The sequence below is a fragment of the Shewanella sp. WXL01 genome (genome assembly GCF_012263345.1).
GTDB classification, from domain to species: domain Bacteria; phylum Pseudomonadota; class Gammaproteobacteria; order Enterobacterales; family Shewanellaceae; genus Shewanella; species Shewanella maritima.
On record NZ_JAAIKQ010000011.1, the window covers coordinates 91997 to 104578 of the forward strand.

Annotated in this window: 12 protein-coding genes and 2 tRNA genes; 2 read left to right on the forward strand and 12 right to left on the reverse strand. The window is 43.5% G+C overall.

Translation table 11 applies throughout. The annotated features are described in order from the left end of the window. Positions 1-106: 106 nt before the first annotated feature. From G3R49_RS17980 to G3R49_RS18025, 10 genes are all read right to left on the reverse strand, one after another. Positions 107-182: transfer RNA gene (locus G3R49_RS17980), tRNA-Lys, on the reverse strand. Between the two features lie 52 nt (positions 183-234). After that, positions 235-310 (reverse strand) — tRNA-Lys (locus G3R49_RS17985). A gap of 305 nt (positions 311-615) precedes the next feature. Beyond that, positions 616-1347, reverse strand: coding sequence for a tol-pal system protein YbgF (gene ybgF / locus G3R49_RS17990; RefSeq protein ID WP_167870588.1), 732 nt, complete (start codon positions 1345-1347; stop codon positions 616-618). Between the two features lie 45 nt (positions 1348-1392). Beyond that, the gene (gene pal / locus G3R49_RS17995) at positions 1393-1944 is read right to left on the reverse strand and encodes a peptidoglycan-associated lipoprotein Pal (RefSeq protein ID WP_130602413.1); all 552 of its coding nucleotides are present in this window, start codon (positions 1942-1944) and stop codon (positions 1393-1395) included. A 21-nt stretch (positions 1945-1965) separates the two neighbouring features. Then, on the reverse strand, positions 1966-3294 hold the full coding sequence (gene tolB / locus G3R49_RS18000; protein ID WP_167870589.1) for a Tol-Pal system beta propeller repeat protein TolB: 1329 nt from the start codon (positions 3292-3294) through the stop codon (positions 1966-1968). Positions 3295-3338: 44 nt separating this feature from the next. After that, entirely contained in the window at positions 3339-4292 is a 954-nt protein-coding gene (gene tolA / locus G3R49_RS18005) for a cell envelope integrity protein TolA (RefSeq protein WP_167870590.1), read from the reverse strand. A gap of 1 nt (position 4293) precedes the next feature. Beyond that, positions 4294-4722 carry a protein TolR gene (tolR, locus tag G3R49_RS18010; protein ID WP_130602407.1) on the reverse strand — a complete coding sequence of 143 codons (429 nt, stop codon included), beginning with the start codon at positions 4720-4722 and terminating at the stop codon, positions 4294-4296. After that, positions 4722-5411 (reverse strand): protein TolQ, encoded by a 690-nt coding sequence (gene tolQ, locus G3R49_RS18015; protein WP_130602405.1) that lies wholly within the window; start codon positions 5409-5411, stop codon positions 4722-4724. The genes tolR and tolQ overlap by 1 nt, the downstream gene beginning before the upstream one ends. After that, positions 5401-5802, reverse strand: a complete 402-nt coding sequence (gene ybgC, locus G3R49_RS18020) for a tol-pal system-associated acyl-CoA thioesterase (RefSeq protein WP_130602403.1) — start codon at positions 5800-5802, stop codon at positions 5401-5403. Before ybgC ends, tolQ begins: the two co-directional genes overlap by 11 nt. Positions 5803-6826: 1024 nt before the next feature. Then, positions 6827-7696, reverse strand: a complete 870-nt coding sequence (locus G3R49_RS18025; RefSeq protein WP_130602401.1) for an OmpA family protein — start codon at positions 7694-7696, stop codon at positions 6827-6829. 185 nt (positions 7697-7881) lie between these two features. Between G3R49_RS18025 and rnt the strand changes: the two genes are divergently transcribed. Continuing rightward, on the forward strand, positions 7882-8589 hold the full coding sequence (gene rnt / locus G3R49_RS18030) for a ribonuclease T (protein WP_167870591.1): 708 nt from the start codon (positions 7882-7884) through the stop codon (positions 8587-8589). Between the two features lie 86 nt (positions 8590-8675). On the opposite strand, the gene G3R49_RS18035 is transcribed toward rnt, so the two are convergent. Next, a complete protein-coding gene (locus tag G3R49_RS18035; RefSeq protein WP_130602397.1) occupies positions 8676-9281 on the reverse strand; it encodes a peroxiredoxin in 606 nt (201 codons plus the stop codon). A gap of 339 nt (positions 9282-9620) precedes the next feature. Between G3R49_RS18035 and G3R49_RS18040 the strand changes: the two genes are divergently transcribed. Next, the gene (locus G3R49_RS18040) at positions 9621-10940 is read left to right on the forward strand and encodes a Na+/H+ antiporter family protein (RefSeq protein ID WP_167870592.1); all 1320 of its coding nucleotides are present in this window, start codon (positions 9621-9623) and stop codon (positions 10938-10940) included. Between the two features lie 437 nt (positions 10941-11377). Here G3R49_RS18040 and focA read toward each other — a convergent pair whose 3' ends face one another. Further along, positions 11378-12289 carry a formate transporter FocA gene (gene focA, locus G3R49_RS18045; RefSeq protein ID WP_167870593.1) on the reverse strand — a complete coding sequence of 304 codons (912 nt, stop codon included), beginning with the start codon at positions 12287-12289 and terminating at the stop codon, positions 11378-11380. Between the last annotated feature and the right edge of the window lie 293 nt (positions 12290-12582).

Consider the following 12582-nt stretch of genomic DNA (forward strand, 5'->3'; position numbering starts at 1 on the left):
ATTCTGGAACAATAGCCAACTGTCAATCTCAAAGACCAACTGAGCTAACGACCCATCTAGGTTTGTTTCTGAACTCTCGCCAAACTGGCAACACTCACAGATAAAGTGGTGGGTCGTGAAGGATTCGAACCTTCGACCAATTGGTTAAAAGCCAACTGCTCTACCAACTGAGCTAACGACCCATCTAGGTTTGTTTCTGAATTCTCGCCAAACTGGCAACACTCACAGATAAAGTGGTGGGTCGTGAAGGATTCGAACCTTCGACCAATTGGTTAAAAGCCAACTGCTCTACCAACTGAGCTAACGACCCATCTAGGTTTTGAATCAAGTAAACTTGAATTCTGAAGCAAAAGCCAACTGTCAATCTCAAAGACCAACTGAGCTAACGCCCATCTAGTTTTGAATCAGACTAAGTTTGATTCTGGAGTAACTATGACAACTTAAGAAGTGTGAAACAGTGACACCTATTGAAGCAACATTTGCTGCCCTCAACACCGCTGTGTGCTGAGGGCGCTTATAATACCGTTTTCATTTCCTCATGCAAGTGCAAATTCCCAATTTTTTGCCGTTTGCATGAAAAACGATCTAAGCGGCTGTTTCTTGATATAAAACTGATTAAAGACTAGATAATTGCTGCTTTGCAAGTCTAGCCGAAGCGCTATTAGGGTACTCTTTTAAAACTGAGTTATATAAAGCACTGGCACCAGCTTTGTCATTTTGCTTCTCAGCAATCATTCCTAGCTTAACTAAGCTATCGCCACGCTTGCTTGACTGGGGATATTTATCAACCACAATCACAAATGCCGCTTTAGCCTCGTCCAACGAACCTTTGTTATATAATAGCTGCCCTAACCAATAATTTGCGTTTGGTGCATAACTTGATTGCGGGTATTGCGCAATAAACTGACTGAAGGCTGGGATCGCCTCCTCATACTTGCGCTCTTTCAATACGAGGTTTACAGCAGCTTCATAGCTTGCGGTCTCACCTAAGCTCGAAGTCGGTGTATCTACAGACGTTGTTGGAGACGGTATAGAAGCGGCAGGTTGAGTACTTAACTTAGCAATATCATCATATAGCTGACGCTGACGCTGCAGCATTTGATCCATCTGATACTGTTGTTGCTCAGCTAGACCACGAAGTTCTAACACTTCGTTTTGCAATTGGTCCAAACGTCGCTGCATATCAAATTCATTTTGTTGCTTCGCCTTCAAAATACGCTCAAGCTTAGCAATACGATCCTGGCTTGAGCCTGTAGCACCGCCACCAATTTCTTCTACTGGTGCTGGTGCTGCCATTGCCCCTGACATTACTGATAGCAATGCAGCCGTTAAAATCGTACGTTTCATCCCGACACTCCTAACCCACATTCAGTGGTTGCTGGTAATAATTGACTAGTAAACTAAAACACCACGACGGTTTTTAGCAAAACCACTTTCGGTACGAGAAAAATCCAGTGGTTTTTCTTCACCGTAGCTTACAAAGCTCATTTGGCTAGGTTGTACACCCATAGATTGTAGGTACTTCGCAATCGCTTTCGCACGGCGCTCACCAAGTGCAATATTGTACTCTGGCGTACCGCGCTCATCTGCGTGGCCTTCAATCAATACGCGAACATTTGGGTTTTCTACTAGATAGTTACCGTGCGCTTGTAAAATCTCAGCGTTCTTGGTCTGTACTTCACTGCGGTCGAAGTCAAAGTAGATAATGTTCTCGCGGCGCAGTTCTTGCTCTTTTAAACGTTGCTGCTCAACTGGTGAAAGTACGGGGGCCACGCCACCTGTTTCAACACCACCGTTAGCATACTCACCAGATTGACCTGATGTTTGTGAAGAAGAAGTAGAGCTACTTGACTCAGTTTCAGAGTCAGAAGTCGAGCTACATGCACCTAATGCGAATAAAGGTACAGCAATTACCATTGCTTTAAATAGTTTATTCAGATCCATCATAAATCCTTGTCGATAAAATTATAAAAATGGAGACCAAGCCGGTGATTTAACCGCGCCTTGTCCGACAGGCAACCTAGCCTTAAATCTACCATCCATAGAAACTGCTGCCAGCACTTGCTGACCATTGTGCGTCGTGCCATAAATCACCATAGTGCCATTTGGCGCAACACTTGGAGATTCATCTAATTGGGTTGACGATAAAACTTGCATGAAGCGGGTAGCCAAATCCATACGCGCAATATGGAACTTTCCGTTAGTGCGATTCACAAATATCATGCTCCGGCCATCAGGGGTAATTGAGCCACCTAAGTTCCATTCGCCTTCAAAGGTCATGCGTCTGACTTTATTGGTCTGCAAGTCCACCTTATAAATTTGCGGGCGACCACCACGCTCAGAGGTAAATAACAGTGACTTGCCATCAGGGAACCACGATGGCTCAGTATCAATAGCATAATGGTTGGTCACACGCTTGATCGCCTTGGTAGCGATGTCGATAACATAAATCTCAGGCTGACCGTCTTTTGATAACGTGACTGCTAGTTTCTTACCATCAGGAGAGAAACTTGGCGCACCATTAATACCATCAAAACTACTTACCTTTATACGCTGCTGAGTATAAATATCTTGCACAAAAATCTCAGCTTTTCGGTTTTCAAAGCTTACATAAGCTAAGCGGCGACCATCTGGTGACCAGGTAGGTGACATTAACGGCTCTGGCGAGCGTAATAACATTTGCTCGTTGTAACCATCATAGTCAGCGATCATAAGATGGTACGGCGATTTTTGCTCTGGCTTAACTACAACATAAGCAATACGGGTTAAAAACGCGCCGCGAATACCGGTAAGCTTTTCATACACGATATCGCTTATACGATGGCTGTACTGACGAAATTGATTCGCACTAATCACCGTCTCACGATTTTCTAAAAGATAAGCATCTTTATTAGCTGGACCTTTCATTGCATCAAATTGCGCTTTAACTAAATCGATCAACTCAAATTTAACTAGGAATTGATCTGCGCCGTAAGGTTTAACCGAGCCGACAACTAGCGCTTCTGCTTCAATGCCCTGCCATTGAGCAACATCAAACTGGGTTACAGTAGCGATGTTTGCTTGTCGCAATGCGCGTACGTCCAGTGATTTGAACGTGCCGCTGCGAGCTAAGTCTGACATCACAACATCAGAAATAGATTCAGGAGCAGGCCCTTGCCCTTCCCACACGAAAGGCACAACAGCAATTGGCCTAGCGGCATCAATCCCTTCGGTAATGACAATATCTAACGCCGCGCGAGCTGGCAGCGTAATAATGGCAAATGCGAACACTAGCCATTTAGCCAAGTTTTTCATAAGACTCCTTTACTAATCACAATCTGCTGTTGTGTAAATAACAATTATTCTGGTGAAACTGTTAGGTTGATTTCTTTAAGCTTTTCATAAACATCAGCTTCAGATGACACAGGTAGCTTACCGGCTTTATTAATTGCGGCTTTTGCTGCGCGGCATACAACCTGATCGCCATCGAGTGTTTGACTCGCAATCACAAAGCCATCTTTGGCTAGGCGAATAAACACTCGGCAACTCTTACCTTGCATTGACGGGTCAACAACAAGATTACGTTGAATAGTTGCGCGGATCATTGCCTGATACTTTTGTACTTCAGAGACTACCTGACGTTGACGCGCTTTTGACAGCGCAGCTTGCTCTGCAGCTAACGCATCAGCCATTTCTTGCTCACGCTGAGCCTTGGCAGCGGCTTCTTTACGCTTACGTTCTTCTTCAGCTTTTCGTTTACGCTCAGCCTCTTCTTTACGTTTACGCTCTTCTTCGGCCTTTTTCGCTGCAGCTTCTTCAGCTTTACGTTTTTCTGCGGCTTTTTTAGCAGCCTCTTCAGCCGCTTTTTTCTCCTGTTCTTTTTGCTTACGGAGCGCCTCAGCCTTTTCGGCTTTTTCTTTCTCTTGCTGCTGTTTTAGCTTGGCGGCTTTAGCTGCGTCATTAGCTTTTTTAGTTTCTTGCTCTTTACGCTTACGCTCAGCTTCTAACTGTTTAATCTTTTGCTGCTCAAGCTCACGCGCTTTTTTGGCTTCTTGCGCCTTGCGCTCTAATTCTTGCTGGCGCGCTTTTTCTTTACGGGCGGCATCTTCGCGCTGCTTTTTCAGCTCTTCAACGCGCTGATTCACCATTTTTTGATCAATCACTACCGCCTCTACGATAGGCGCACTGGCAGCGACTGGCATAGGTTTTGGCTTATCGTCGAAGCTAACGCCCAGCGCTAACACCACAATTGCTCCAATGTGCACCGCAGCGGAAATACCTAAAGGAACGGTAAAATTAGACTTATCAGCCAATTTAGTTTTCCTCCGGTGATTCTGTCATTAAGCCAACAGCTGGCACGCCAGACGCCTGCAACGTCACCATTAACTGAATCACATGCTCGTAAGGAATACTTCTATCAGCTTTAACCACAACTGGGCGCTCGGGCTCTAGCTCGACCAAAGCGCCAACCTCGATACTAATTGACTCAAGTGTCATGGGCTCAGAATTAGAACCACTGCCCACGTTTAAGAAATAATCACCAACGGCATCAATCGAGGCGACAATGGGTGGCTTGCTTTCAGCAGGTAGTGGCTCTGCCTCGCCTTGTGGCAATTCGACTTTTACGCCTTGGGAGACAATCGGCGCGGTCACCATAAAGATGATCAACAGCACTAACATCACGTCGATATAGGGTACAACGTTGATCTCAGCGACAGGCCGGCGACGTTTACGTTGATACATTAGCTCGCATCCTTCTCGGCATAAGCCTGACGTTGCAAGATGTTGGCAAACTCTTCCATAAAGTTGGCGTAGCTACCTTCAAGCTTTTCAACTTGAGTAGAAAAACGGTTATAGGCAATAACTGCCGGGATAGCGGCAAATAAGCCCATTGCAGTCGCAATTAGGGCCTCAGCAATACCTGGAGCCACCATGGCAAGTGTGGCGTTTTCAACTGCTCCCAACGCAATAAATGAGTTCATGATCCCCCATACCGTTCCAAACAAGCCAATATACGGGCTGGTTGAACCGATGGTGGCAAGTAAAGGTAAGTTATTCTCAACTTTTTCAATTTCGCGCGACAGACTTACTCGCATCGCTCGCGATGTCCCATCCATTACCGCTTCAGGCGCTTTACTGTTTACTTTACTAAGACGCGAATACTCTTTAAAACCTGCGATAAACATCGACTCAAGCCCTGTTACGCTATCACCGCGGGCACTTAACTCTTTATAAAGGCGGTTCAAGTCAACACCAGACCAAAAGGTATCTTCAAACTTAACAGAGCGAGTACGTGCATGATTGAGCAATTTGCGACGCTGAATAATCACAGCCCAAGATAAAATCGATAAACCGAGCAAGGTCAACATCACTAATTTCACGAGCAAGCTCGCTTCAAGGAAAAGACCAATAAATGAAATATCAGCGTGCACGGTTAAACTCCTGAACTATTGATTGCGGAATGCCCTTAGGGCGCATTTTTGAAAGGGCGATACAAGCAACTGTTATGCTTGCTTCGCAATACACATTATCTTGCTCATCAATTAACTGTTGATGAAACACCATAGATGCTTTCTTTAATTGGGTTAGTGTTGAACGAACGCTAAGTGATTGCTCAAAACGGGCGGCGATACGAAAGTCGATATCGGCATGCTTTACAACAAACGCAATATCTTGCTTAAGCAACTCGGTTTGGTTAATCGCTAATGACTTTAACCACTCGGTTCTCGCCCGTTCGAAAAAGTTGAGGTAATTGGAGTGATAAACAACACCGCCAGCGTCGGTATCTTCATAGTAAATGGAAATTGGCCAATTAAAGGTCATTAACGTTTGCATAATCTATTATTTATTTTTCGCTTACTATACCTAGTCACTCTAGGCTTGTGAATAATATGACCACTGAAATCCGACTTTTGCTCACTAAAATACCCGATTACGTCCAATGTAGGGTTTAAGTGAAGAATTATTAATCTGCAATACCTTAACAATAGCGATGTTGACGACTACTTCGCGCTTTGCTCAGCCTGCCCACCCTTAAATAAGTTTGCACATTTAAAACTTATAGACACAACAGCTCCGCTGTATCTAGTCTATCCAAACGCACCTAACTGCAATATCACGTACTTGCCCTTATTTATCTAACCCAATCAACAAACCAGGATATTCAGCTCAGTCATCCCCAATGCAATCTATATTCTTTAATAATTTCATAAAAATTAATTCGGCCAACATGCCATATAAACCGAATTTAACATTTTGTTATCCTTGCTAGCATGGGGGATACGAATAGATATGCACTAAAAATGCAAATCTTCCGTGCAAGTATGATAAATCACAGTGCTTATAATAATTTCTAGTGACTAGCATAATACTCACAGCCAATTAATCATAAGAAAAACTAATGCAAACATGAAAATTTTCTAGTTTGTCAAACTAGTGCCCAGGCTCTAATATTTACCTCGTTCCCAAAAACAAGTTTTTCAGATTTTTGAGAACAAAGAACACCAGATTGATGTAACCCAATACATCAGTTGTTATTGGTTCTTATGCTTGACTTCCTTCCTTCAATTTGTTGATTGCAAATTATTCGGCCTGCTTATTTAAGCAGGCTTTTTTTTGCCTAAGTTATAGTAACTTGGGTAGTCTAAACCTCATAATGCAAATCAATAAAAACGCCCCTGCACTATGTGCAAGAGCGTTCTACTAATAACGATAAAATTGCAGCGATATAAAGAGTTGGCCTACGTTTAGCCTTCCGTATACCTCTTAAGTGATATTTGCCGAATCAATCGGCAGCCTACAGGCTGAAAGCCGTGAACAAAATGGCTAAATCTGCGGATACTTGTGATTAGATATCTTTAGTGATTTTAATGACAACACGGCGGTTAATTTGCCTGTCTGTCGCCAACGCGTTACCCGCAACATGGCGACGCTCACCGTGACCGGTTGTCGAAATTCGGGTTTGGTCAATGCCACTTGCCACTAAAATATCTTTTACGGATTGAGCTCGCAGTTCAGATTCCTGTTGGTTAGCGGCTTGTTCACCATAGCTATCGGTGTATGCATCAACCAAGATGAGGTCAACATCTTGGTCATGCTCTAAATAACGCTTTACTCGCTCTAGCTGCTTTTTCGAGTATCGAGTCAACTCTTTGCCACCTTCGCGATAGTTAAGCACAGTAAAAGAAATGTCATCAAAACCATAAGGCAGTAGATTTGCTAAGCAAGCACGAAACTTATGATATTCAGAGCTAAAGTTTGCCGAAGAGATCCCTACCGCCACTTTTGAAGACGGGTTGTACCAATCTGCGTAGTAAAAGGTAGGTACCATGCCCTGACTTAGCTCATTAAGCATGGCCCAAGCAGCTTTCTTCGGCACTTCACCGTTAAACTGCTCATGATAAGTTAATGTGGTAATTTCACGAGAGTTTAGACCTGGTCGCCACTGTGGTGCACGGCTAATCAATTTTGCCTGAGTGACCGCATCTGGTTTTAGCCACATATCTAGGGTAAACAACATATTCATGTCTTTACCAGAGCGACTGGTAAACATCGCTGTACCATAGCCAGGAATGTCGTGAGAAAGCTGGCATTCAACAGGTGAGTCTTCGCTGATTTTCCACATTGAGTTATCAAGGGATGCAACATAATGACGCAGCTCAGCTTGCGCACTTGAGCACATCAAAATAGACGCTGCCAACAGCCATTTTTGCCACATATTGCTTCCCCTAATCACTAAGTTCTCTTTAGCTATCGGCCTTAAACTGAAATCCTTTAACCAAACTGCTATTAATTGGTGATTATTTACCCTAAGCAACATGACAGCGCCACGGCGATTCGCCATAATAGCCGACCAACGTCATCACAGCGTTTCGATGACCAGTAAAATAGGATACGGCAGGCATGACTGACATTTGCGACACCAATAAATTTAAGAATCGATTTCGTGGCTACTACCCCGTCGTTATCGATGTGGAAACAGCTGGTTTTAACGCTAAAACAGATGCCCTGCTCGAAATAGCCGTCACCCTATTAAAAATGAATGAAGATGGTGTGCTTGAGCTTGATAAAACCCTGCACTATCACATCGAGCCGTTTGAGGGAGCAAACCTTGAACCTGACGCATTAGCGTTTAATGGTATCGACCCATACAGTGCGCTGCGCGGTGCGGTCGATGAAAAACAGGCGTTTTTAGAAATCTTTAAAGAAGTGAAAAAAGCGCAAAAAGCTGCAGACTGTCACCGCAGTATTATTGTGGCTCACAATGCAGCCTTCGATGTTGGCTTTGTCAATCAAGCCATTGAACGCAACTCATTAAAACGTTCGCCATTTCACCCATTTGCCAGCTTTGACACTGCAACCCTTGCCGGTCTTGCAATTGGTCACACGGTATTAGCCAAAGCTTGCAGAATGGCTGGCATTGATTTTGACAATAGCGAGGCCCACTCTGCACTATATGATACGGAGCGCACCGCTGAGCTTTTCTGTCATATCGTTAATAAATGGAAGGCACTTGGTGGCTGGCCATGCGTGTCCCTGGAAGAACAGTCACTTGAAGAACAGTCACTTGAAGAGCAATCCCTTCAAGAACAGAGCAACGAGACTAAATAGTCGAGGTAAGATAAACGACTAACCAAAACAAAAAAGCTGCCCGGAGGCAGCTTTTTTAATACTCGTAAAACTAATCTAGGTACAGATTAAAGCTTTTCTGAGTTGTCTTTTAGGTAAGAAGCAACACCTTCTGGGCTTGCGTCCATACCTTCATCACCTTTTGACCAGCCCGCTGGACAAACTTCACCATGCTCTTCGTGGAATTGAAGTGCGTCAACCATACGAATCATTTCGTCAACGTTACGACCTAGTGGTAGATCGTTGATTACTTGGTGACGAACTTGGCCTTCTTTGTCGATTAGGAAAGAGCCACGGAATGCAACACCAGCTTCAGGGTGCTCAACGTCGTAAGCTTTACAAATCTCATGCTTAACGTCAGCAACAAGAGTGTATTTAACTTGGCCAATACCACCTTTATCAACAGGAGTGTTACGCCACGCATTGTGAGAGAATTGTGAGTCGATAGAAACACCAATTACTTCAACGCCGCGCTTAGTGAATTCTTCCATACGGTGATCAAATGCGATCAACTCTGAAGGACATACGAAAGTGAAATCTAGTGGGTAGAAGAAAATAACCGCTGGTTTACCTTTAATCGCTGTTGCTAGGTTAAAGCTATCAACGATTTCACCGTTACCAAGAACTGCTGCTGCAGTGAAATCTGGGGCTGGACGTCCTACTAATACGCTCATTTTTACTCTCCATTAATGGCTTAAATAGTTCAAGTTAGTGTATACACATCATGGTATAAACAAAACTGTGACATACCATACTACTAATTTGGAGTAGCAGTAAGATATTTCCGATGAATTTTGTTTTATTCGTTGAAAAATACAACACCGTGAGTTTAGTTCACATACGCACCCAAGCTACAACCTCGCTTTACATTGAGTGTCATGCTTATTTACAAGTTATCAGCGAATTGATAATTAGCGCTTCAAAGTTAATGAAATAACACTATTGAGCTAGACAAACTCATTAAATCAGGTCAAAAATAACCGTTTAACAAAAATCTAATAAGAAGCGTAAATATGAATGCAGTTGTAATTGCGGTGTGCTTAATGCTCATTTTGAGCTTTGCCCGCGTCAACGTGGTCATTGCACTGACCATTAGTGCAGTCGCTGCCGGTTTATTTGGCGGCTTAAATTTAAACGAAACTATCGCTGCATTTAACAGCGGTCTTGGTGGTGGCGCGCAAATAGCACTTAGTTATGCCCTACTCGGCGCCTTTGCTGCAGCTTTATCACACTCAGGTTTAACCACCTTAATTTCGCAATCAATAATAAAGAAGCTAGGTAAAGAGCCAACGAGCGCCAATACTAACCTGCTGCGTTGGAGCTTGCTATTTGCCATTCTAGCCATGGCCGTTAGCTCGCAAAACGTGCTACCAATCCACATTGCGTTCATCCCAATTTTAATTCCGCCACTATTATTGGTGATCTCAGCGCTCAATATCGACCGTAGACTTATTGCTTGTTTGCTAACCTTTGGTCTGGTTACCACTTACATGATCTTGCCAATCGGTTTTGGCGGTATCTTCTTGAACGATATTTTACTTGCAAACCTTACCAGTAATGGACTTGAAGCGACAAGTAGCCAAATTCCACAGGCAATGCTGCTTCCAGCACTTGGCATGGTCTCTGGCTTACTAATTGCGATGTTTGTTAGTTATCGCAAACCAAGACAATACCAAACAAAACAAGTTGATCAACAGCAACAAGAGGTTACTGTAGAAACCAAAAGTATTTGGGTTTCTGTAGCTGCCATTGTTGCCACTTTAGTTGTACAGCTACAAACAGACTCAATGATTTTTGGTGCCTTAAGTGGATTTATCATTTTAAATCTATCTGGTATTTTGAAGAACGTTTCTGGCCAGGACTTGTTTAGTCAGGGCGTTCTCATGATGGCGAATATCGGCTTTATTATGATTGCTGCTGCAGGCTTTGCAGAAGTTGTAAAATCTACTGGCGAGGTTTCTACGCTTGTGGCCTCAATTGGCGAGTTTATCGGTGATAACAAACCGCTAGCCGCCATGCTGATGTTAGTAGTGGGTTTATTGATTACCATGGGTATCGGCTCATCATTCTCTACCATCCCGATTATCGCCACCATTTATGTGCCACTCGCCCTCAGTTTTGGATTTTCAATCCCTGCGACCATTGCTCTTGTTGGCACAGCTGCAGCGCTTGGCGATGCGGGCTCACCAGCTTCTGATTCAACCCTAGGCCCAACCGCAGGCTTAAATGTCGACGGTCAACACGACCACATTAGAGACAGTGTTATCCCAACCTTTATCCACTTTAATATTCCGCTATTGGTGTTTGGTTGGATAGCCGCTATGGTGCTTTAGCTCTGAGTTCACCAGTCGGTTAACAGAATGAGCCGTCTTGAAATAAATTGACGGTTTTAAAGTGAGGCCACCGCATCGCGCGGTGGCCTTTTTTATTGTCAACTAAAACCCCGAACTAGATAGCGCACCTGACTCTAGTTTAGCAGCTTGCACAATGCCACAAGTTAACCGTTGGCTAAGTGAGAACAAAAAACATGACACTTCAAATATAGCGCTTGGAATTAAGTGCCGTTATACCAATGCTGAGATAAGAGAAATATTAGAGAATAGGGATTAAACAAGGCATAACCTAAGTTTGCCTGACAATATTTTCAAATGCTGTCGGCGGCTATACAAGCACTGAGATGGCTTCTAAAAAACAATAAAGCTCCCAAAGTGGGAGCTTTATTTCCTGTCTAATGCAATAGAAAAGTACGCAATATTCCTATAATAAACGGTTAGTCGTTAGCTTTGGCTGCCGTGCCACTCTGCTGTTTTGTTTGTTGTGCTTTAGCACCTAGCAACTCAGTATTGTCAGCGAGCCAATAGCCTAAACCAACAATCACCGCACCACCGACAATATTACCTAGGGTAACCGGAATTAGGTTAGCACCAATATAGTTGACCAGGGTTAAATCACTAAATTGCGCAGGTTCTACATTAGCGGCCAACCAAAATGATTCAGGCGCAAACTCAGCAATCACAATCCCCATAGGGATCATAAACATGTTAGCAATACAGTGCTCAAAGCCAGCACAAACAAACATGGCTACCGGCAACATTACGATAAAGCACTTAGTGAATAAATCTTTAGTCGCAAATGTCATCCATACCGCCAAACACACTAACATGTTACACATTATGCCAAGAACAAACGCTTGCCCCCAGGTATGATGTAACTTGTGTTGAGCAATTTTAAGTGCGGTTAAGCCCCATTGACCATCATTTAACGCAAATAAGCCACCTGCGAAAATCATGCATACCATGACGAATGCACCAAGCATGTTGCCAAAGTAGACTCGAGTCCAACATTGCAGTTGCTGAGCAACCGTTATCTTATTGTGAGCCCAACCGACTGTAGTCAACACAGTACTAGTGAACAACTCAGCCCCAGCAGCAATAACCAACATTAAGCCCATGCTAAATGCTAACCCACCAACCAAGCGCGTCATGCCCCATCCCATGGTGCTACCTGTGGTTACCGAAATATAAAAGATAAAGGCAATTGCAATAAACACCCCAGCAAACACAGCTAATATAAATGACTGTTTTGCTGGCTTATTGACTTTTGCAATACCGTATTCACTGGCAGCGGCAACTAAAGGGCTTTTAGCAACAGCGGCTGACTGTTGCTTACTCGTATTAGACATAACATCACTCGTATCGACTCGCTCATCCCACCTTCTATAGCAATAGGAAAAACGTCAAAATTAAAATGGCACAAAAACACAGGTTAAATTGGTCTTACCAATATTTCCATGTACTTTTTCTTATTGACTAAGCCTTAAACAACCAAGTTAAAAACGGACATAAAGAGTTCAAAACATTATTCAACGGACATAGAATAATCAATTAATATACCAATCGGAATCGGCAGCGTGAAAACTGTTACCTGGGTAACAGTTTTGTATATTGCTTATACACGAAGTTCGATTCTCAATGC